This window comes from Amycolatopsis sp. NPDC049688, assembly GCF_040674975.1.
Taxonomy (GTDB): domain Bacteria; phylum Actinomycetota; class Actinomycetes; order Mycobacteriales; family Pseudonocardiaceae; genus Amycolatopsis.
This window is the reverse complement of record NZ_JBFANY010000004.1, coordinates 208,729-230,002: the sequence shown is the minus strand read 5'-3', so window position 1 is coordinate 230,002 and position 21,274 is coordinate 208,729. Positions and strand designations below refer to the sequence as shown.

19 protein-coding genes are annotated in these 21,274 nt (G+C 71.6%); 9 read left to right on the top strand and 10 right to left on the bottom strand.

What is annotated here, in order from left to right; translation table 11 throughout:
* Nucleotides 1–97 precede the first annotated feature (97 nt).
* Nucleotides 98–3,259, bottom strand: coding sequence for a BTAD domain-containing putative transcriptional regulator (locus AB0J55_RS16410; protein ID WP_364248539.1), 3,162 nt, complete (start codon nt 3,257–3,259; stop codon nt 98–100).
* 145 nt (nt 3,260–3,404) lie between these two features.
* Between AB0J55_RS16410 and AB0J55_RS16405 the strand changes: the two genes are divergently transcribed.
* The 5 genes from AB0J55_RS16405 to AB0J55_RS16385 all read left to right on the top strand — a co-directional run bounded on the left by AB0J55_RS16405 (nt 3,405) and on the right by AB0J55_RS16385 (nt 7,560).
* Nucleotides 3,405–4,841, top strand: coding sequence for a M1 family metallopeptidase (locus tag AB0J55_RS16405; protein ID WP_364248537.1), 1,437 nt, complete (start codon nt 3,405–3,407; stop codon nt 4,839–4,841).
* A 68-nt stretch (nt 4,842–4,909) separates the two neighbouring features.
* Nucleotides 4,910–5,551 (top strand): pyroglutamyl-peptidase I, encoded by a 642-nt coding sequence (gene pcp / locus AB0J55_RS16400; protein ID WP_364248535.1) that lies wholly within the window; start codon nt 4,910–4,912, stop codon nt 5,549–5,551.
* 120 nt (nt 5,552–5,671) lie between these two features.
* Nucleotides 5,672–6,034 carry a hypothetical protein gene (locus AB0J55_RS16395; RefSeq protein WP_364248533.1) on the top strand — a complete coding sequence of 121 codons (363 nt, stop codon included), beginning with the start codon at nt 5,672–5,674 and terminating at the stop codon, nt 6,032–6,034.
* Between the two features lie 4 nt (nt 6,035–6,038).
* A complete protein-coding gene (locus AB0J55_RS16390; protein WP_364248531.1) occupies nt 6,039–7,100 on the top strand; it encodes a hypothetical protein in 1,062 nt (353 codons plus the stop codon).
* Nucleotides 7,093–7,560: a YbaB/EbfC family nucleoid-associated protein gene (locus AB0J55_RS16385; RefSeq protein ID WP_364248529.1), complete on the top strand. Its 468-nt coding sequence runs from the start codon at nt 7,093–7,095 to the stop codon at nt 7,558–7,560. The genes AB0J55_RS16390 and AB0J55_RS16385 overlap by 8 nt, the downstream gene beginning before the upstream one ends.
* A 1-nt stretch (nt 7,561) precedes the next feature.
* Here the strand turns inward: AB0J55_RS16385 and AB0J55_RS16380 are convergent, their stop codons facing one another.
* A complete protein-coding gene (locus AB0J55_RS16380; protein ID WP_364248527.1) occupies nt 7,562–9,247 on the bottom strand; it encodes an Hsp70 family protein in 1,686 nt (561 codons plus the stop codon).
* A 241-nt stretch (nt 9,248–9,488) separates the two neighbouring features.
* Entirely contained in the window at nt 9,489–12,044 is a 2,556-nt protein-coding gene (locus AB0J55_RS16375) for an ATP-dependent Clp protease ATP-binding subunit (RefSeq protein WP_364248525.1), read from the bottom strand.
* Between the two features lie 363 nt (nt 12,045–12,407).
* On the opposite strand from AB0J55_RS16375, the gene AB0J55_RS16370 reads away from it, so the two are divergent.
* Nucleotides 12,408–13,220 carry a (2Fe-2S)-binding protein gene (locus tag AB0J55_RS16370; protein WP_364248523.1) on the top strand — a complete coding sequence of 271 codons (813 nt, stop codon included), beginning with the start codon at nt 12,408–12,410 and terminating at the stop codon, nt 13,218–13,220.
* Between the two features lies 1 nt (nt 13,221).
* Here the strand turns inward: AB0J55_RS16370 and AB0J55_RS16365 are convergent, their stop codons facing one another.
* Complete coding sequence (locus AB0J55_RS16365) at nt 13,222–13,791, bottom strand: TIGR03086 family metal-binding protein (protein ID WP_364248521.1); 570 nt, start codon at nt 13,789–13,791, stop codon at nt 13,222–13,224.
* A gap of 35 nt (nt 13,792–13,826) precedes the next feature.
* Here AB0J55_RS16365 and AB0J55_RS16360 point away from each other — a divergent pair, with 35 nt between their 5' ends.
* Nucleotides 13,827–14,690, top strand: a complete 864-nt coding sequence (locus AB0J55_RS16360; protein ID WP_364248519.1) for a helix-turn-helix domain-containing protein — start codon at nt 13,827–13,829, stop codon at nt 14,688–14,690.
* A 138-nt stretch (nt 14,691–14,828) separates the two neighbouring features.
* Here the strand turns inward: AB0J55_RS16360 and AB0J55_RS16355 are convergent, their stop codons facing one another.
* Nucleotides 14,829–15,179: an Lsr2 family protein gene (locus AB0J55_RS16355; protein WP_020641935.1), complete on the bottom strand. Its 351-nt coding sequence runs from the start codon at nt 15,177–15,179 to the stop codon at nt 14,829–14,831.
* A gap of 147 nt (nt 15,180–15,326) precedes the next feature.
* Nucleotides 15,327–16,838: a lysine--tRNA ligase gene (gene lysS, locus AB0J55_RS16350; protein WP_364248517.1), complete on the bottom strand. Its 1,512-nt coding sequence runs from the start codon at nt 16,836–16,838 to the stop codon at nt 15,327–15,329.
* 77 nt (nt 16,839–16,915) lie between these two features.
* On the opposite strand from lysS, the gene AB0J55_RS16345 reads away from it, so the two are divergent.
* Together AB0J55_RS16345 and AB0J55_RS16340 are read left to right on the top strand one after the other, a co-directional pair.
* Nucleotides 16,916–17,677 (top strand): class I SAM-dependent methyltransferase, encoded by a 762-nt coding sequence (locus AB0J55_RS16345; RefSeq protein WP_364248515.1) that lies wholly within the window; start codon nt 16,916–16,918, stop codon nt 17,675–17,677.
* 45 nt (nt 17,678–17,722) lie between these two features.
* On the top strand, nt 17,723–18,124 hold the full coding sequence (locus AB0J55_RS16340) for a DUF6640 family protein (RefSeq protein WP_364248513.1): 402 nt from the start codon (nt 17,723–17,725) through the stop codon (nt 18,122–18,124).
* 6 nt (nt 18,125–18,130) lie between these two features.
* Here AB0J55_RS16340 and AB0J55_RS16335 read toward each other — a convergent pair whose 3' ends face one another.
* Genes AB0J55_RS16335 through AB0J55_RS16320 form a run of 4 tightly spaced genes read right to left on the bottom strand, consistent with a single transcriptional unit; the run spans nt 18,131 to nt 21,228 of the window.
* A complete protein-coding gene (locus AB0J55_RS16335; RefSeq protein ID WP_364248511.1) occupies nt 18,131–18,907 on the bottom strand; it encodes a type III pantothenate kinase in 777 nt (258 codons plus the stop codon).
* Nucleotides 18,908–18,912: 5 nt separating this feature from the next.
* A complete protein-coding gene (panD, locus tag AB0J55_RS16330) occupies nt 18,913–19,410 on the bottom strand; it encodes an aspartate 1-decarboxylase (protein WP_086853279.1) in 498 nt (165 codons plus the stop codon).
* 10 nt (nt 19,411–19,420) lie between these two features.
* Entirely contained in the window at nt 19,421–20,326 is a 906-nt protein-coding gene (gene panC / locus AB0J55_RS16325) for a pantoate--beta-alanine ligase (RefSeq protein ID WP_364248509.1), read from the bottom strand.
* On the bottom strand, nt 20,323–21,228 hold the full coding sequence (locus AB0J55_RS16320; RefSeq protein WP_364248507.1) for a DUF2520 domain-containing protein: 906 nt from the start codon (nt 21,226–21,228) through the stop codon (nt 20,323–20,325). Before AB0J55_RS16320 ends, panC begins: the two co-directional genes overlap by 4 nt.
* Between the last annotated feature and the right edge of the window lie 46 nt (nt 21,229–21,274).

Below are 21,274 nucleotides of genomic sequence, written 5' to 3'. Positions count from 1 at the left end.
GGGGGTCGGGCCCGCCCCCCGCCGGGGGGGTTTCCGCCGTGGGGTTGGTCGTCTGCCAAAACCTGTCTCCCCCCCTTGTTCCCCCCCCACGACCATGTCAGCCCAGGTCGGCCAGGAGCCAGGCGATCGTGTCCTTTTTGGACACCGCGCGGCCGGCTTCGTAGCGGGACTCGTAGTCCGGCAGCTCCGCGCGCAGCTCGGCGATGAGGGCCCGGACCTCGGGACTGCCGAGGTCGAGCCGGCCCCGGATGACGGCGGACGCGGCCAGCACCCGCGCCGCCGTTTCGGGCCGGCCCTGCCGCGCCCGGATCATCGCCAGCACTTCCACCGAGCCCGCCAGGTCCGGCATGTCACCGCGCTGGTTCGTGGCCCGGATCGCGATCGCCGCGTGCGGTTCCGCCTCGTCGGCGCGGTCGTGGGCCAGCAGGAGACGCGCCTCGAACGCGTGGATCCACTCGTCGCCGATGCCGCCGGGGAACCACTCGTCGCCGCCCATCGTGGCCACGCGGTCGAGCAGTGTGCGCGCCTCGGCCAGCTCGCCCGTCCGGAGCAGCAGCTCGAGCCGGCCGAACATCAGGATGGCGCGCTGCTGCGGGTTCGAGATGTCCTTGCCGTAGCGCTCCGCCGCCTCCTGGTCGCGCCAGGCCGCCTCGAAGTCGCCGGTTCGCGCGCGCTCGACGGCCAGCCGCCACCAGTGCTGCACGGCGTCCTCGTGCGACCGCAGCTCCATCGAAAGCGCCAGCCCGCGCTGGTAGGTCTCGATGGCCTTCGCGCTGTCGCCGTCCTGGGACAGCGCGTACGCCTTGAAGCTCAGCGTCATCGCGATGCCCCAGCGGTCGCCGACCGCTTCGAACCCGGCGTGGGCCAGGTCGCGCGCCCGGTCCGCGCCCTCGACGTCACCGGCGTCGTCGAGCAGGAAGCTGTCCACCCAGTACGCGCCGGCCCGGGTCCACGGGTCCGGGTGCTGCTCGGCTCGGCGCACCTCGCGGACCGCGACGTCGCGGTCACCGCCGAGGAACGCCAGCATCGGCAGGGCCACCGCGAGCCCGGGGTAGCGGTCCACCGCGCCGGTGCGCACGCAGTCGTCGACCAGCTGCAGGATTTCGGCCCGGTCCGACCGGACCGGGATCGAGTCCATGAGGTAGACGAGGGCCCGGTAGGCGGCGTTGACGTCGGGGGGCAGCCGGTCGCCGAAGGCCAGCGTGTCGCGGATCAGGCTGCCCACCCGGCCGCCCTGGCCGAGAATCGTGAGGTACCAGAACATCCCGTCCAGCAACGCGACCGCATTGTCCACATCGGACATCTCGATGGCGCCGCGCAGGGCCGCGATCATGTTCACGCTCTCGGCTTCGAACCTGTCGATCGCCGCCAGCTGGTCGGCGGTGCGCAGCGTCGGCTCCAGCCGCTCGGCGAACTCGGCGTAGTAGGCCGCCATCACCCGGCGCGTCCGGTCGTGCTCGCCCGACTCCACCAGCCGCTCGGTGGCGTACGCGCGCAGCGTCTCGAGCATCCGGTACCGCGGCTCGCCCGCCGCGCCGTCCACGGTGTCCACAATGGACTTCTCGACCAGGCTGCCGAGCACGTAGGGCACGTCGGCGGCGGGCAGCAGTTCGTCGGCGCAGACGGCTTCGATCGCCGCCGCCTCGGCGCCGCCGGTGAACACCGCGAGCCGCCGGGCCAGCACCAGCTCGGCCTCGGCCAGCAGGTCCCAGCTCCACTCGACCACCGCGCGCAGCGTCCGCTGCCGTGGCAGGGCCGTGCGGCTGCCCGAGGTGAGCAGCCGGAAGCGGTCGCCGAGCCGTCCGGCGATCTGGGCCACGGTCATCGACCGCAGCCGCGCCGCGGCCAGCTCGAGGGCCAGCGGCATCCCGTCGAGCCGGCGGCAGATCTCGCCGACGCTGTCCACAGTGGACTCGTCCAGCACGAAGTCGGGGCGGACGGCGGCCGCCCGGTCGAGGAACAGCCGGGTCGAGTCGAGCTCGGCGGCCTCCTCGGGCGCGGCGCGTTCCGCGGGCACCGGCAGCGGGCCGAGCGGGCACAACGCCTCCCCGGTGATGGCAAGGGGCTCGCGGCTGGTCGCCAGGATCCGCAGCTTCGGCGCCCGCTGCAGCAGTTCGTCGGCCAGCCGGGCGGCGGCGTCGACGACGTGCTCGCAGTTGTCCAGCACCAGCAGCGCTTCCGCGCCGCCGAGCACCTCGACGGCCTGTTCCACCGGTTCCGGCTGCCGGCGGTTGATCTCGGTCTCGGCGCGGATCTCCCGGATTTCGAGCGCGCCGAGCAGCGCGCCGGTGACGTCGTCGGGGTCGCGGACACCGGCCAGCGCGGCGAACCACACCCGGCCCTGCTGGTGCGCCGGGTGCCGTGACGCCGCTTCGGTGGCCAGTCGCGTCTTGCCCGCCCCGCCGGGCCCGGCCAGGGTGACCAGCCGGGCGGAACCGAGCAGCTCGGCCAGCAGCTTGAGCTCGTCGTCGCGGCCGACGAACGTGGTCAGCCGGGTCGGCAGCCGGTCGGCCACCGGCGACGGCGGCGCGAACTCGCCGCGCAGCGCGGCGACGTGGATCTCCTGCAGCTCGGCCGAGGGGTCGACGCCGAGCTGGTCGGCCAGCGTGCGGCGGATTCCGGCGTAGACACCCAGGGCTTCCGACTGCCGTCCGGCGGCGCACAACGCGCGGATCCGCAGGCCGGCGAGCCGTTCGCGCAGCGGGTCGGCGTCGGCCGCCACGGCCAGGTCGGCCAGGACGGCGGCGTGGTCGCCGAGCCGGATCAGGGCTTCGAACCGGTCCTCCGCCGCTTCGGCCCGCAACGCCGTGAGCCGGCGGGCCGGCGCCGGCGCGAAAGGCGCGTCGAGGACGTCGGCGAGCGCGGCGCCCTGCCACAGCGAGAGGGCTTCGGTGAGCAGGTCAGCGGCGTGGGCGTCGCGGCCCGCGGCCAGTTCGCGGCGGCCGTCGGCGGCGAGACGTTCGAACCGCTCGGCGTCGACGTCGCCGGGAGCCACCGCGAGCCGGTAGCCACCCGGCCCGGATTCGACGGCCACCGGCAGGGCTTTGCGCAGCCGGGACACCAGCGACTGGAGGGCGTTGGCCGCGTCGGACGGCGGTTCGGCGCCCCAGAGCCCGTCGACCAGCGCGTCGGCGGGCACCGCGCGCCCGGCGTCCAGGGCGAGCCTGGCCAGGAGCATGCGGAGGCGGGCGCCGCCGATGTCGATCGGCGTGCCGTCGTCTTCCGCCGCCCGCAGCGGGCCCAGCAGCGCAACGCGCATGTGTCCAGCTTTCCAGACGGACGCGCGGCGCCGGGGCGGGCCGACGTAAGTGCTGATTATCCGGACAAATGCGACGCGATCCCCGTTGTCACCCGTTCGTGGCGATACGTTGCGGGCGAGGTCCACCGACAGGACAGGAGCCTTCATGAGAGGACAGAAACCGGCCGTCGTGGCGGCCGCCGTGGTCGCCAGTCTCTGCCTCGGCACCGGCGTCGCCGCCGCGGCGGGCGACGGCTGGGGCCCGGCCAAGCCGGGCAGCGACGGCGCGGGCGACAGCTACTACCCGCAGGACGGCAACGGCGGCTACGACGTCGCCGACTACAACCTCAAGGTCGGCTACGACCCGGCGTCGCACCAGCTCACCGGCCACCAGGACATCACCGCGCGGGCGACGCAGTCACTCAGCTCCTTCGACCTGGACCTGCACGGCCTGACCGTCGACTCGGTGAAGGTCGACGGCCGGGACGCGAAGTTCGCCCGGACCGGCGACCACGAGCTGGTCATCACGCCGGCGCGGCCATTGTGGCGGGGCCAGAACTTCAAGGTGGCGATCGCCTACCACGGCGTGCCCGCCCCGATCAGCGACCCGTCCCTCGGCGACAACGGCTGGCAGTACGCCAAGGCGGGCGGCGCGTTCGTCGCCGGCGAGCCGAAGTCGGCCACCACCTGGTACCCGGTCAACGACACCCCGCTCGACAAGGCCACCTTCCACCTGGCGATCACCGTGCCCGACGAGTGGGGCGTGATCGCCAACGGCCGCGAACGCGGCTCGGTCAAGGTGCCCGGCGGCACCACGCACGTGTGGGCCGAAGAGACGCCGATCGTGCCGTACATGACGACGGTCGCGATCGACAAGTGGACCTTCGACCGGCAGCAGCGCAAGGACGGCACCCCGGTCGTCAGCGCGTTCGCCCCGGGCGTGCCGGACTCGGCGAAGCAGGCCGAAGCCCGCCTGCCGGAGATCCTCGACTTCCTCGAGTCGAAGTTCGGCAAGTACCCGATCGACGCGGCGGGCGGCATCTTCCTCAACGAGCAGATCGGCTTCTCGCTGGAGACGATGAGCCGCCCGATCTACTCCGCGGGCTGGGCCGGCACGGTGCCGGTGATCGTCCACGAGAACGCCCACCAGTGGTACGGCGACTCGGTGGCGGTCGCGCACTGGCGGGACGTCTGCCTCAACGAGTGCTTCGCCTCCTACGCCGAGTGGCTGTGGGACGAGGCGAAGGAAGGCGTCGACCTGAACAAGCAGTACGCCGACGACGTCAAGAAGGCGTCGGCGAGGTTCTGGGACGGCAAGCTCTACGACATGGGCGCCGGCCACGAGTTCACGTACGTGTACTCGAAGGGCCCGCTGATGCTGCACGCACTGCGCAACTACATCGGGCAGCCGGCGTTCGACTTCGTGCTGAAGACGTGGCCCTCGCTGCACCGCGGCGGGAACGCGAGCATGCAGGAGTTCCAGTGCTACACCGAGCTCGTCGCGCACCGGAGCCTCAAGGGCTTCTTCGACGCGTGGGTGTACGGCACCGGCAAGCCCGCCGACCAGTACCTCTTCCCGGGTGGGCTCAAGCCCGCCGCCTGATCGCCGTCGGCGTCGAGGCCACCCTGCGGACGTAGGGTGGCCTCGACGCTTTCGCCTCGGGAGGGTGCATGGCCAGGGTGCTGATGACGGGTTTCGCGCCGTTCGGCGGCGAGCCGGTCAACCCGTCGTGGCAGGCGGTTTCGCTGGTGGCCGCGCGCCGGGACGACGTCGCGGCGGTGGAACTGCCGTGCGAGTTCGCGGCATCGCTGCCGGCGCTGCGGCGGGCTCTTTCGGAACACCGGCCCTCGCTGGTGGTCTGCGCGGGCCAGGCGGGCGGCCGGAGCGAGGTGACGCCGGAGCGGGTCGCGATCAACCTGATCGACGCCCGCATCCCGGACAACGCGGGCGCGCAGCCGCTGGACGCCCCGGTGGTCCCGGACGGCCCGGCGGCCTACTTCACAACGCTGCCGGTGAAGGCGTGCGTGGCGGCGATCCGCGCGGCGGGCGTCCCGGCGTCGGTGTCCCACACCGCCGGGACATACGTCTGCAACCAGGTCTTCTACGGTTTGATGCACCTGCTGGCCACGGAGTTCCCGGGCGCGCGCGGCGGTTTCGTGCACGTGCCGTTCAGCCCGGAGCAGGTGGCGGCGTCGGGCAAGCCGGCGCCGTCGCTGGGTGTCGACCGGGTCGCGGACGCGCTGGAAGCCTTGGCGGACACGGCATTGCGGGTGACGGAGGATCTGGCGGTCAGCGCGGGCGCGGAACACTGACCACTCCGGCCGGTGAGCTCGACGGCCGGTGATCTGGGGCACACCACCGGGAAACCCGCCTGGCGGGTGATCGAACGGTGTTTACATACCCGGAACCCGCAGCCGAAGAAGAGGTGAGTGATGATCGGATTCGAGACCGACCTGCAGGACCTGCGGGACTCGGCCGGAGCCCTCCAGTCCGCGGCCGACGCCGCGGAATCCGCGTCGACCGGCCTGCGCGGCACCGACGTTCCCGTGTCCGGCGGCGTCTTCGGTGGCCTGTTCCCCGCGGACAACGCCTTCGGCCGCACGCTGGGCATGCCCGCGGTCGCGGCGGCCTACGACGACCACCTGGCGAAGATCCAGCAGCTCGTCGCGCAGCTGCACCAGACCACCGCCGACACGAGCCACGCGCTGATGCGGGTCGCGGAGCTGTACGAACAGGCCGACCAGGACTCGAAGCAGCACGTCAACCGTGCGGCCGCCGGCCTGGAAGGGAACTGACGACGTGGACGGCTACTTCGGCACCGGCCTCGACGCCGAACCCATGTCCGCGGGCGAAGATCGCCGCGCCGAACTCCTCGAAGGCGTCTCCGAAGACCTGAAGGACGGCGCGAACGACGCGCTGGACGCCGTCGACGTGCTCCGGACGACCGACTTCCTGCTGTTCGGCTTCGACGACTCCAACGAGAACGTCCGGAAGATGCAGGACGAGATCGCCGGGATCTACCGCGAGTTCTCCGACGCCGACATCGACCACGAGTCGGCCGACGGCCTGCAGCACCTGATCATGCGGCACGACGCCACCTGGAAGGCGCTGCAGCGCGACTCGAAGCCGAAGCTCGACGACGCCCGGCAGTTCCTCACCGAGTGGCGGGGCTCGGCCGCGAACGCGGTCAAGGCCTACCTCAACGAGCTCGCGGACGCCTTCACCCAGGTCGAATCCAAGATCACCGTGCTGGAGAGCGACCTCGTCGCCGCGCGCGAGGCCGTCGCGGCGGCCCGGCAGGACCTGAGCAACCTCGGCACCACGTTCCTGCAGACCGCGGAGGACTACCAGAAGGAACAGTCCCGCAAGCGCGAGGCGGCCCTGTCGAAGGTGCTGGCGGCGACGTTCGCCGGCGCGGTCGCCGGACTGCTCACCGTGGCCAGTGCCGGCGTCGCCGCCCCGGCGGGCGCCGCGATCTTCACCGCGGCCAACGGCGCGCTGGTCGCCGGGAACGCCGCCGGCGGCGCGATCAGCGCGGCGGTGGCGAACCAGGCCGAGATCACCGGCGACAACGCGTTCGACCTGTACCAGAGCTTCCTCGACAGCGCGGGCAAGATCCGCGACGGCGCCGCCGACGCGGCCCGGACGCTGGCGGACCGCATCGGCGACGAGGCCGCCGACCTGCCGAAGATCCCCGATTCGCCCGACGTCAGCCCCGGCTCCAGCTTCGACCCGTCGAACTTCGAAACCGGCCACACCTCGCGGCAGACCGAGAAGAACGTCCGGGACCGCAGCGTCGACATCGCTCCCGACGGCCGCGTCTCGCAGGACAACGGCCACCTGGAGCGGATGGATGGCTGACCGTCCGGCCAAACCGGACCGCGAAACCCTGCTGGCCGAACTCGACGCGCTGTCGGCGACGGCGACGTCCGCCGACGGCGCGGTTTCGCTGTCGGTCAACACTGACGGCGTGCTGACCCGGCTGCGGCTCACCGACGCCGTCTCGGGGATGTCGCCGTCGGAGATCGCGGACGCCGTCCTGCGCACGTACGTCGAAGCGCAGCGCGAGTCGGCGAAGCGGACCGGGCAGCTGCTGGCGCCGCTGGGCAGCGGCGGCTACCTGATGGACCGGCTGCGCTGGCGGGTGCAGTTCGAGCCGGAACCGGTGCCGGTCGCCGCGCCGGCGGTCCCGGCCGCCGAGCCGGACGGCAAGGTGCTGAAGGACCGGTCGGCGGACACCCCGGCCGAGGCGCCACCGGACGGGCCGGTCGCGGACGACGACTGGTACGGCCGGGGCATGCGGCTCGACCGGGCCTGGTGAGTCAGGCCGGCTTGAGCCGGCTGGTGAAGAAGGCGACGAGGTCGGCGGGGCGGCGGTCGTTGCGCGAGGTGAAGAGCCCGGCCGCCCGGAGGTCGTCCGCGCCGAAGAGCACGATCGCCGACGACCGGCCGACCCCGGCGACGTACCGGCCGTGCCGTCCGCCGCCGTCCCAGGTGCCCCGTTCGAGCGCGCCGCCGTCCGCCTGCAGCTTGGCGGTCTCCTCGATCTCTTCGACGGTCACGCCCTGGTAGTAGCTGACCGCGCCGCCGGTGATCCCGCAGGTGACCGCCGCCTGGGCGTGCAGCAGCTCGCCGATCCCGTCGGCGGCCCGGCAGGTGGCCCGGTCCGGGACGGTGCCGGCCAGCGAGCGCAGGCACGGGGTGAACCCGGCCTGGTCCCGCTGCGCGGTGGTCGTGCAGTCCACTGCGGACGGCACGGACGCGTCGCCGGTGACGAGCACGGCGACGGTGGTCACGACCGCGACGACCAGGAACGCGGCGAGCGCGAGGAACCAGGGCTTGGGTCTCCGGCGCGGTTCCGGCGGGGGCGCTTGCTGCGGGGCCGGTCGCCACGGCTGCGGCGGCGTCACGGGCGGCCGAACGGGCGCGAACGCGGGCACGGTGAGGTCGGTGTCGCCCAGCGGCACGTGGTGGAGCCCGAACGCGACGGCCGTCTCGGGCTGGTCCTGCGTGGTCGGTGTGACGCCGAGCTGGCGGGCGAGCAGGGCGGCCAGCAGCGGCATCCGGCTCGGCCCGCCGACGAGGTAGACCCCGCCGAGCTGCGCGGGGGTGAGGCCGGCGCGGCGGATCGTGGCGGCCAGCAGTTCGGCGCTGCGCAGCAGGCTGGGCCGCACGAGCGCTTCGAGCTCGTCCCGGCTGACGAGGACGTCCCCGAACGGCTCGGGCATCGGCACGTGGGTCTGCGCGTGCCGGGAGAGGCTTTCCTTGGCGTCGCGGACGTCCTGCAGCAACGCCCGGCGGGTGCGCCGGTCGGCGGTGGTCTGCGGGCGCAGGAGCCGTTGCCACTGCGCCGGATCGGCGTGCGACACCGACCGGCCGATGTGGACGAGCAGGGCCTGGTCGATGTCGAGGCTGCCGAGATCGGGCAGCCCGTCCTCGGCGAGCACGGTGAAGCCCCGCTGGGTGACGCCGACAACGGCGCAGTCGAAGGTCCCGGCCCCGAGGTCGTAGACGCCGATGGGACCTCGGGTCCGGCTTCCGAGACTGGCGTAGTGCGCGGCGGCGGCCACGGGCTCGGGAATCAGCCGCACATCGCCGAGCCCGGCCTTCGCGGCGGCGGCCCGGAGGACGTCCTGCCGGTCGGCGCCCCAGCCGGCGGGGTGCGAGATCCGGGTCTGCGCGGGCGGGCGGCCGAGCTGCCGTCCGGCCTCCTCACCGATCCGGCGCAGGACGGCGGCGAAGGCGTCGGTGATCGGGACGTCGTGGTCACCGAGCCTGATCGTGCCTTCGTCGATGCGCCGCTTGGGGTTGGGTTCGAACCGGCTGGGATCGAGCCGGGCCCGCCGTTCGGCGTCCTGGCCGACGACGAGCAGGCCGTCGTCGTTGACGAAGACGGCGGAGGACATGGTGACGGACCCATCGACGTCGACGGCCCGCGGGCCCCGTCCGAAGGTGGAGAGGACGCCGACGGTGCTGGAAGTCCCGAAGTCGATCGCCAGCACGTCCACGCGGATTCCCCTCCCAAGGTCCGCGGGCATCGTCTCACGCGCGTGGGGCGCGGCTCCGCTCAGGCAGAGTCCCGCTGAGCGGCCGAAACGGTGACATCGCGGTCCGCGAAGTCGCCCGCATCCGCCCGCCGAGGGCCGTCAAGGTCCGCCGCTCGGCCGACCGGGAGCGCTCGGGCCCGGAAAGCCGAAGGGCGGCTCCCCCGAACCGGGGGAACCGCCCTCCTGGCGTACTACTCGGCGATCACTCGCCTTCGGCTTCGCCCTGCTCCTCGTGGCCCGCGCCGATGCTGACCGGCGGGGCGTCCGGGATGGACGACGGACGGCGCTCGCCGCGGAAGGTGAACCGCGCCTGGTCGTCCTTGTCCTCCGGGTTGCCGCTCCAGCCCTCGACGTCGACCAGGATGATCTGGCCCGGCTCGACCTCGCCGAACAGGATCTTCTCCGACAGCTGGTCCTCGATCTCGCGCTGGATCGTGCGGCGCAGCGGCCGCGCGCCCAGCACCGGGTCGAAGCCGCGCTTGGCCAGCAGCGACTTCGCCTTCGCCGTGAGCTCCAGCTCCATGTCCTTGGCCTTGAGCTGGGTCTCGACCCGGCCGATCATCAGGTCGACCATCATGATGATCTGTTCCTGCGTCAGCTGGTGGAACACGATGATGTCATCGATCCGGTTCAGGAACTCCGGGCGGAAATGCTTCTTCATTTCCTCGTTGACCTTCTGCTTCATCTTCTCGTACCGGGTGCCGGTGTCGTTGGACCCGGCGAACCCGAGCGAGACGGACTTCGAGATGTCCGACGTGCCCAGGTTGGACGTGAAGATGAGGACCGTGTTCTTGAAGTCGACCGTGCGGCCCTGACCGTCGGTCAGGCGGCCGTCCTCCAGCACCTGCAGGAGCGTGTTGTAGATCTCCTGGTGCGCCTTCTCGATCTCGTCGAACAGGACCACCGAGAACGGCTTGCGCCGCACCTTCTCGGTCAGCTGGCCGCCCTCTTCGTAGCCGACGTAGCCCGGAGGGGCACCGAAGAGCCGCGAAGCGGTGTAGCGGTCGTGGAACTCACCCATGTCGATCTGGATGAGCGCGTCGTCCTCGCCGAACAGGAACGAGGCCAGCGCCTTCGACAGCTCGGTCTTACCGACACCGGACGGGCCGGCGAAGATGAACGAGCCCGACGGGCGCTTCGGGTCCTTCAGGCCGGCACGCGTGCGGCGGATCGCCTGCGAGACGGCCTTGACCGCGTCCTCCTGGCCGATGATGCGCTTGTGGAGCTCTTCCTCCATGCGCAGCAGCCGGGTGGTCTCCTCCTCGGTCAGCTTGAACACCGGGATGCCGGTCCAGTTGGCCAGCACCTCCGCGATCTGCTCGTCGTCGACCTCGGCGACGACGTCGAGGTCGCCGTCCTTCCACTGCTTCTCCCGCTCGCCCTTCTGGCCGAGGAGGGTCTTCTCCTCGTCACGCAGGCGGGCGGCCCGCTCGAAGTCCTGCGCGTCGATCGCGGACTCCTTGTCGCGGCGGACGTTCGCGATCTTCTCGTCGAACTCGCGCAGGTCCGGCGGCGCGGTCATCCGGCGGATGCGCATCCGGGCGCCGGCCTCGTCGATCAGGTCGATCGCCTTGTCCGGGAGGAACCGGTCGTTGATGTACCGGTCCGCCAGGGTCGCGGCGGCGACCAGCGCCGAGTCGGTGATCGAGACGCGGTGGTGCGCCTCGTACCGGTCGCGCAGGCCCTTGAGGATCTCGATGGTGTGCTCCAGCGACGGCTCCCCGACCTGGATCGGCTGGAACCGGCGCTCGAGGGCGGCGTCCTTCTCGATGTACTTGCGGTACTCCTCGAGCGTGGTCGCGCCGATCGTCTGCAGCTCACCGCGGGCGAGCATCGGCTTCAGGATCGAAGCCGCGTCGATCGCGCCCTCGGCGGCACCCGCCCCGACCAGCGTGTGCAGCTCGTCGATGAACAGGATGATGTCGCCGCGGGTCTTGATCTCCTTGAGCACCTTCTTCAGGCGCTCTTCGAAGTCACCGCGGTAGCGGGAGCCGGCGACCAGGGAGCCCAGGTCCAGCGTGTAGAGCTGCTTGTCCTTGAGCGTCTCGGGCACCTCGCCCTTGACGATGCTCTGCGCGAGGCCCTCGACGACGGCGGTCTTGCCGACGCCCGGCTCGCCGATGAGCACCGGGTTGTTCTTGGTCCGGCGGGACAGCACCTGCATGACCCGCTCGATCTCCTTGCCGCGCCCGATGACCGGGTCGAGCTTGCCCTCGCGGGCGAGCACGGTCATGTTGCGGCCGAACTGGTCGAGGACCAGCGAAGACGACGGGGTGCCCTCACCGCGGCCGGAACCGGTTTCGGTGGACTCCTTGCCGCCCTGGTAGCCCGAGAGCAGCTGCAGCACCTGCTGGCGGACCCGGTTGAGGTCCGCTCCCAGCTTGACCAGGACCTGCGCGGCGACGCCCTCGCCCTCGCGGATCAGGCCGAGCAGGATGTGCTCGGTGCCGATGTAGTTGTGGCCGAGCTGCAGCGCTTCGCGAAGCGACAGCTCCAGCACCTTCTTGGCGCGCGGCGTGAACGGGATGTGCCCGCTCGGCGCCTGCTGGCCCTGGCCGATGATCTCCTCGACCTGCTGGCGCACGCCCTCCAGGGCGATGCCCAGCGACTCCAGCGCCTTGGCGGCGACACCCTCACCCTCGTGGATCAGACCCAGGAGGATGTGCTCGGTGCCGATGTAGTTGTGGTTGAGCATCCTGGCCTCTTCTTGAGCCAGGACGACCACCCGCCTCGCGCGGTCGGTGAACCTCTCAAACATGTGCACTCCCTCGACTGCTGCGCCGGCGGCCCGTTTCCATCGCGTGCTTTCACCGCGATGGATTCAGCACCGTGAGACCACTCTAGTAGCCAAGCGGTCGCGCTGGCTTACCACTACGGCTTCTCGCGGTCGTTTCCGCACCCGGACGTGGCATCTCCCGGGTGCTCCCATCATCAGGTTGCCCTGCACCTTTACGTCAAGCCCAACGTGCGGAGCGCCATCCGGATTCCGCCATCCGCGCGGTGTCCGCTCACCGCGAACAGTCCGCAAGCTGGGAGTGCCCCACCCGATTGGCGCAGCCCCCGAAAGTCTGTAAGGTTAGGCACGCCTAATACCCCTACGGCGCTTCGAGGAGGACCGCGGTTGAACCAGCAGCGGTCCTTCCGTGACGCACGCGAGGTCGGCGACGGCCTCGCGTCGTCGTTGCGGCGGGTTTCGGGCCTCCAGGGCCGCAGCGAGCTGCGCCGCGACGTCCCGGCGGGCTGGATCCGCTGTTCGGAGCTGCTGGAGACGCCGGCCTACTTCGACGAGTGGCGCGGCCTGCTGGGCGACTGGCTGCTGCGCGAGCACTCCGCGGCGCCGGCCCGCACGACGGCCAGCTGGGTGCTGACGTGGTACCTGCACGTCCCGGCGTACGTCGGCGCGCTGCTGCTGCACCACGAGCGCCGGGTGCCGTCACTGAAGCCGTCGGAGCTGGCGTTCCGCCTGGCCGACGACCGGCCCCACCCGGACGGCATGGCGGTACTGGGTGACGCGTTCCACTGCCTCCCGACGGACCCGGGCTCGGCCCGCCCGGAGGCCACCGTGGTCCGCGACGAGCGAGCGCTGGCGGCGGTCCTGCGGGCCCGCTACCTGGCGCACGCGAGCCAGTTCGTGCGGGCGTACGCGCCGCTGAGCAGACTCGGCCGCCGAACGCTCTGGGCCGCGGCGACGGACGCGCTGGAGAACTCGCTGTGGTGGGCGGGCCGGCAGGGCGGGACGCCGGAGGCGGAGGGCGCGGGGGTGGCGGACGCGGCCCTGGTGCTCGACGAGCGGTACCCCCCGCTGACGTCGGCGTCGACGCTGCGCCTCACGGACGACCGCGAGTGGACGCGGCGGCGCGAGAGCTGCTGCTTTTCCTACCTGCTGCCGTCGTCCGGGGAGTGCGACGGCTGCCCCCGCACCTGCCCGCGCTGATTCAGGGCGTCCAGCCCGGGTCCCGCCCGGCCGCACCCAGCGCCCGCGCCAGCGGCGACGCGTCCGCCGCCACCGCCACCGCCGGCCCGTAGACCCCCATCGACCGGGCCTGCTCGCCCATCGCCACCGCCGACTCGTACACCGCCGTGGCGGCCTCGGCGGAGCACCGGAGCTCCTGGCCGCTCGCCCGGGCCAGGTCCCAGCCGTGCAGGACGAACTCGCCCAGCACCATGTCCCCGACCACCGCCGACGGCAGCTCCGCCGTGCCCAGTGCCGTCATGCCCGCCCACGCCGACGGGGTCCCGAAGACGTCCACCAGCGTCTCCGTCTGCTTCTCCAGGGCCGCACGCCAGCCGTCGGTCACCAGGGCCGCCTCGGCCTCGCCGACGGCCGGCGACGGCGGGTCCTCGCGCCGTCCCGCCGCGACGAGCCACGGGCCCCAGTACAGGAGGTGGTTGAGCAGCCCGCGCACGTCGTAGCCGGCGCAGGGCGTGGGGGCGGTCAGGTCCGGGACCGCGCGGGCGATCCGGAGGAACTCGGCGGCGGCGGGCCGCACCAGCTGGGCGTTCATGCCTGTGATCCAAACCCGCGGCCCGCCCGGGCGTCTTGGACGAACGCGACAGCTACCGTGGGCGCGTGGGCGAGCACCGGATCCCGCGCGGCATCGTGGCCGAGGCCACCGCGCGCACGATGTTCACGCTGACCCGGCACCCGCCCGCCCCGGAACTGGCCGAATTCGTCGACTACCACTGGATCCTGCGCTGGGACCGCACCGGCAAACCGCCGTACGAACAGCGCGTGCTGCCGAACCTCGCGGTCCACGTGACGTTCTTCCCCGGCGCTTCCGGCGTCCACGGCCCGGCCCGCGACGTCTTTTCGCACCGGCTGACCGGCCGCGTCCAGGGGTTGGGTGTGCGATTCCGGCCCGGGTGCTTCCGCGCGTTCCTCGGCCGCCCGGTGCGTGACATCGCCGACCGCACTGTCCCGCTCGCGGCCGTTTTCGGACCGGCGGCGGCACGGACCGCGGAATCGGTGCAGTCGGCGCGCGACGACACGGAAATGGCCGGTGCGGTCGACAACTTGCTGATCGCAAATCCCGTGCGGCTCTCACCCGCGGCGCGGGAGGCGGCGGAGGTCGTGGAATCAATCGCGCGCGATCCGGGAATTACCCGGGTGGCGCAACTGTGCGCGGATACTGGACTAACCACCCGCTCTGTCCAGCGTATGTTCGCCGAACACGTCGGCTGCCCGCCCAAGTGGGCGATCCGGATATACCGCCTCAATGACGCAGCGCAGCGGCTCGTCACGGAAGGCCAGCCCGATTACGCCGGTCTGGCGGTCCGACTGGGCTATAGCGACCAATCGCACTTCATCCGCGATTTCCGCACGGTCACCGGGCTGTCGCCTGCCGAGTACGTCCGGACGGCCCGCGCGGACGGCGGCGGGGAACCGGACAGCGATCGGACATGACAAAGCCGCCGGGTGCCAATTCACCCGGCGGCCACCACTGGAAACCCCCGCGTCGCCAGAATTCGCCACGCCCGGGCGCGGGACAACGGCTGGCCCGGTGACCGGCCGTCAGCCCGTGCGGGGCGGCGTGAACAGTCTTCAGTTCTTCTTGTGGTAAGCCTCGACGACCTCGGAGGGGATGCGCCCGCGGTCGGAAACCGCGTATCCGTTCTTGCGCGCCCACGAGCGGATGGCCTGGTTCTGCTCCCGGTCGACCGCCGCGGGACGGGCCGAACCCTTACCCGCGACCGGGCGCACCGAAGCGCGCTTGCGACCACCCGCACGACGCGCGTGCTCGACATACTGGGCGAGGGCGTCCCGCAGCTCCTCGGCGTTTTCCGAGGAGAGATCGATCTGGTAGCTGACGCCGTCCAAACCGAACTCGACGGTCTCTTCCGCCTCACTGCCGTCGAGGTCGTCGACCAGCGAGACGAGCACCTTCTGTGCCATCCGTTTCCTCCTGCGGGGCTTACTCAATGATCTGGGGTTACGGGGCGAGCCCCGGGACAGAAGACTTTGTCCAGAACATTAGTACCCGCTTCCGCACAGCAGCGCAAATCTCATATCCATAACCCGGCCGCTATGCACACGGCCGGGTTATTCGGGACGCACCAGCGGGAAGAGGATCGTCTCCCGGATACCGAGACCGGTCAGCGCCATGAGCAGCCGGTCGATCCCCATTCCGACACCACCGCTCGGCGGCATTCCGTACTCGAGGGCACGGAGGAAATCCTCGTCCAGCCGCATGGCTTCGCTATCGCCCGCGGCGGCCAGCCGGGACTGTTCGGTGAGGCGTTCCCGTTCGACGACCGGATCGACCAGCTCGGAGTATCCGGTGGCGAGTTCGAATCCGCGCACGTAGAGGTCCCACTTCTCCGCCACACCGGCCCGGGAGCGGTGCTGGCGGGTCAATGGGGAGGTCTCCAGCGGAAAATCACGGACAAACGTCGGGGCGTGCAGGTGATCTCCGACGAGGTGTTCCCACAGTTCCTCGACCAGCTTGCCGTGCCCGAGCTTCGGATCGACTTCCAGGCCCCTGGCCTGCGCGAATCCGAGCAGCTTGGCGGCCGGCGTCTCCGGCGTCACCTCTTCGCCGAGGGAATCGGACAGCGACTCGTACATTCCGAGTGTGGTCCATTCGCCGGAGAGGTCGTACTCCGAACCGTCGGGCAGGGTGACGACCTGGGTGTCCAGCACCGCCTGCGCGGCCTCCTGGATCAGCTCCCGCGTCATCACCGCGTTCGTGTCATACGTGGCGTAGGCCTCGTAGTACTCGAGCATCGCGAACTCGGGCGAATGCGACGAGTCGCTGCCCTCGTTGCGGAAGTTGCGGTTGATCTCGAAGACCTTCTCGATGCCGCCGACGACGCAGCGCTTGAGGTAGAGCTCCGGCGCGATCCGCAGGAACAGCTCCATGTCGAACGCGTTGGAGTGCGTGACGAACGGGCGGGCCGCGGCGCCGCCGTGCAGCGTCTGCAGCATCGGCGTCTCGACCTCGGTGAACCCGCGCCGGTGGAACGACTCCCGCAGCGACCGCACCACGCCGGCGCGCGTGCGCACGACGTCCCGCGCGCGCGGGCGCATGATGAGGTCGACGTAGCGCTGGCGGATCCGCGTCTCCTCGGCCAGCTCCTTGTGCGCGGTCGGCAGCGGGCGCAGCGCCTTCGACGTGATGCGCCACGCGTCGGCCATCACCGAAAGCTCGCCGCGCTTGGACGTGATGACCTCGCCACGCACGAACACGTGGTCGCCGAGGTCGACGTCGGACTTCCACGCCGCCAGCGCGTCTTCGCCGACCTTCGCCAGGCTGATCATCGCCTGCAGCTCGGTGCCGTCGCCCTCGCGGAGGCTCGCGAAGCACAGCTTGCCCGTGTTGCGCAGGAACATGACCCGGCCGGTGACGCCGACGACCTCGCCGGTGGCGGTGTCGACGGGCAGCCCCTCGTGCGCCGCCCGCACCTCGGCGAGCGTGTGCGTGCGGGGTACCTCGACCGGGTAGGGATCGATACCCTCGGCGAGGATCCGGTCGCGCTTCTCCCGGCGCACCCGCATCTGCTCGGGCAGTTCGTCTTCGGCGGGCACGCTGGTGGAAGCGGGGTTTTCGGTCATGGCCCATAGGGTACGAACCCCGCCGCGCGCTACGCCAACCGGATTACCTTTCCTTTCGGTCGATTAACCTGGGGTTCGTGAGTGAACCCACACCCGAGCACCGCGCGCGGCGGGCCTCTTCGTTCGGCACTCGCGCGGCCGAGTACGCCCAGCACCGGCCCGGCTACCCGCGGGAAGCGATCGAGTGGGGCCTTTCCGGAGCGACGGGAACCGCGCGCCGGGTGCTCGATCTCGGCGCCGGAACCGGCAAGCTCACCCTCGGCCTCACCGCACTGGGCCTCGACGTCACCGCCGTCGAGCCGGACCCGGAAATGCGCGCGGAACTGGCGCGGGCCGTACCGTCGGTGACGCCGCTGGCGGGCCGCGCGGAACGGATCCCGCTGCCGGATGGCGGCCTCGACGCGGTGTTCGTCGGCCAGGCGTTCCACTGGTTCGACGTGCCGGAGGCGATGACGGAGATCGCCCGCGTGCTCCGCCCGGGCGGCGTGTGCGTGCCGGTGTGGAACTACGAAGACGAATCGGTGCCGTGGGTCGCCGAGTTCACCGAACTGGGCCGCGACGGCGCCCGCCGCCCGGCGAGCGTCGAAGATTTGCGCCACGTGACCCACCCGGCATTCGAGTCTTTCGAATGCGAACGGTTTCGCCATGTGCAACGCCGCACGGCGGAGAGCCTGCTGGAAACGATCGCGACGTATTCGATGGTGATCGTCTCGTCCCCGGAGGAGTCGGCGGCCCTGCTGAACCGGCTCCGGCAGTTCCTGGCCACGAATCCGGCGACGGCGAACGGCGAGTTCGACCTGCCGCTGGTCACCACGGCGTTGCGCGCGCGGCGCCGCTGAGCCGACGCTTGACCTCGATCTAAGTGGAGGTCGGATACTGCGGGAATGCGCAGGAAATCACTGGGGCGGGCGCTGATCTCGCTGACCTCGTTGGTGACGGCAGTGGGCCCCTACCGGGCCGACTGGAACGAAACGCACGTGTACAACCCGGACTGGCCACCGCACGCGAAGTTCCACAACGGCCAGACGATGAGCCTCGGGCTCGCCTTGGGGGCGACGAGCCTGTGGCAGCTCTGGCGACGGCCGACCCGGGCCGGCCTCGACGCGGGGGCCGTGCTCGCGTCGCTGTACTGGGTGACGCAGATTTCGGCGCTGGCCTACCCGGGGTCCCGCGCGGTGGACCCGCCGGGGGCCGGCCGGTTCCCGCAGGCGAAGATCGCGTTCCCGGCGCTGGCCGTGACCGCACTGGGGTACGTGCTGGAGCGCCGCCGCCTGGCCCACGGCTGAGGAGGGTCAGGCCCGGATGTTGCGCTCGTACACCAGCCGCAGCCCGAGCAGCGTCAGCTCCGGCACGTGGTCGGTGATCGTCTCCGACTCGCCGAGCACCAGCGGGGCCAGGCCGCCCGTGGCCAGCACCGCCACCGGTTCCGTGCCGCCCGGCGCCAGCTCGCGGACGATCCGGCGGACCAGCCCGTCCACCTGGCCGGCGAAACCGTAGAGGATTCCGGACTGCAGGCACTCCACCGTGTTCTTGCCGATCACCGACCGCGGCGGCACCAGCTCGACCTTCCGCAGCGCCGCCGCGCGCAACGCCAGCGCGTCCACCGAAATCTCGATGCCCGGGGCGAACGCGCCGCCCAGGAACTCGCCGCGGGCGGAGATCGCGTCCACGTTGGTCGACGTGCCGAAGTCGACCACCACGCACGCCGTGCTGTGGAGGTGGTGCGCGGCCAGCGTGTTCACCAGCCGGTCCGCGCCCACCTCCTTCGGGTTGTCCACCAACAGCGCCACGCCGGTGCGCACGCCCGGCTCCACCACGATCTTCGGGATCCGGGCGTAGTACCGGGCGAGCATCACCCGCAGTTCGCGCAGCACCGCCGGCACCGTCGACAACGCACTGATCCCGGTCACCGCGTCCGCGTGCGGGCCGAGCAGGCCGCGGACCGTCAACGCCAGCTCGTCGGCCGTGATGCGCGCGTCCGTGCGCATCCGCCAGTCGCCGACCAGCGCGTCCCCGGACCACAGCCCCAGGACGATGTTCGTGTTGCCGACGTCGACGGTGAGCAGCAAGCGGGTCAGCTTTCCGCGTGCAGCAACGCGTCGAGGCGGCGGGCGTCCGCCGTCTCGGCGACCGGGAAGACCGCGGTCTCCTCGTCCGGCGGCAGCGTCACCGTGCCGGACAGCAGCCCGGAGCCCTCCGGCGCGTGGCCGGGGTCGGTGTGCCGGTGGACGATCCGGTTGTCCGCGTCGACGAACACCACGCGCGGCTGGTACGTCGCCGCCTCGGCGTCGTCCATCTGGCCGTACGAGATGAGGATGACCAGGTCACCCGGGTGCACCAGGTGCGCCGCGGCGCCGTTGATGCCGAGCACCCCGCTGCCGCGTTCCCCCTTGATGACGTAGGTCTCCAGCCGCGCCCCGTTGGTGACGTCCACAATGGACACCTGTTCCCCCGGCAGCAGGTCCGCGGCCTCCATCAGGTCCTCGTCGACCGTCACCGAACCGACGTAGTGCAGGTCGGCCTGGGTCACGGTGACCCGGTGGATCTTCGACTTGAGCATCGTGCGGTACATCGTGGACTCCTTATTCCCCTGCGTCCAGCCGCTCCGGGTGCTCGACGGCAGCGCCGAGCAGCACCGGAACGTTGTCGATCAGCCGGGTACTCCCCACCCGGGCCGCGATCAACAGTCGTGCTTCACCATCGACGGGCGCCGGCCCGAGGTCGGTTCCCCGCAACTCCAGGTAATCCACCTCGACCGCGGGCCGCGCGGCGAGGGTCTTCCACGCGGTCTCGAGGACCGCGTCGGCCCCGTCCCGGCCGACGAACGCCCCCGCGGTGAGAGCGGCCGACAGGACGATGGCGTCTTCACGCTGCTCAGGCGTCAGGTACACGTTGCGCGACGACAGCGCGAGACCGTCGCGCTCCCGCACGGTCGGCACGCCGATGACGCGCGTGTCGATGTTCAGGTCGCGCACCATCCGCTTGATCAGCACCAGCTGCTGGTAGTCCTTTTCGCCGAAGAAGGCGTAGTCCGGACGGAGCAGGTTGAACAGCTTCGCCACGACGGTGAGCACGCCGGCGAAGTGTCCGGGCCGGACGGCACCTTCGAGCTCTTCGCCGAGCGGTCCCGGGTGGACGGTCACCACGGCCCCTTCGGCGTAGAGGGCGTCCGCGCTGGGCGTGAAGGCGATTTCGATGCCGTCTTCGCCCAGGATGGCGAGGTCGGCCTCCAGCGGCCGCGGGTACGCCTCGAAGTCTTCGCCCGCGCCGAACTGCAGCGGGTTGACGAAGATCGAGGTGGCCACGACGGTGTTCGGCAGCCGTTTCGCGCGGCGGATCAGCTCGCGGTGCCCGGCGTGCAGCGCGCCCATGGTCGGCACGAGCGCCAGCTTGCGGCCGACGCCGTGCAGCGCCCGGCTGACCTGGCTCACGTGCTCGGGCGACGCGAACGTGTTCAGGGTGCCGCGGCTGAATTTCGGTGTGGTCACTGGTCTGGGTGCCCTTCGGCGGGATCGTCGAGGAGTTCGGTGAGGTCTTTGGCGGCCGCGGTGTCCAGCAGCCCGGCAGCCGTCGAACGCGCCACCGTGCGCTTGGCCAGCGCGCGGTAGGCCGGCGCCACGTCCGGCGCCCGGTCCGCCAGCACCGCGAGGTGCTTGCGGACAGTGCCGGCGTCGCCACGCGCGACCGGGCCGGTGAGGGCGCGGTCGCCGTGTCGCAGCACATTATCCAACGCCGCCGAGAGCAGTGGTGCGACCAGGCGTTCGGATTGCCCGATTCCGGCCTGGCGCAACAGGTCCGCGCAGTCCGCGACCAGCGTCATCAGGTGGTTTGCGCCGTGGGCCAACGCAGCGTGGTAGAGCGCTCGCGCGGAGTCGGGGATGCGCACCGGTTCGGCACCCATCTCGACGGCCAGCGCTTCGCCGACGTTCCACGCCGCTTCGTCGTCCTCGGCCGCCGTGACGCCGATGCTGCACGCCGCCAGCCGCTCGAGGTCCTCCTCGCGGCCGGTGAAGGTCATCACCGGGTGCAGCGCGAGCGGCAGGGCCCCGGCCTCGGCGGCGGGGGCCAGGACGTCGATGCCGTGCGCGCCCGAGGTGTGCACGACGATCTGCCCGGGCCGCAGCGACTCGGTGGCGACGAGCCCGCGGACCATCCCGGCCAGCGCGTCGTCGGGGAGGGCGAGCAGCACCAGGTCCGCCCGGCGGACGGTCTCGTCGGGCGGCAGCAGCGGCACGTCGGGAAGGAGGCGTTCGGCCCGGGCCAGCGACGAGGCGGACAGGCCGGACGCGGCGACCACGGTGTGCCCCGCCCGGGCCAGCGCGGCGCCGAGCACGCTGCCCACCCGGCCGGCGGAAACGACGCCGACCGCGAGGCGGGCGGGCCGCATCATGGCGTGCGCCTGTGGACGCTCATGGCTGGCAGACTCCCTCTGCTCT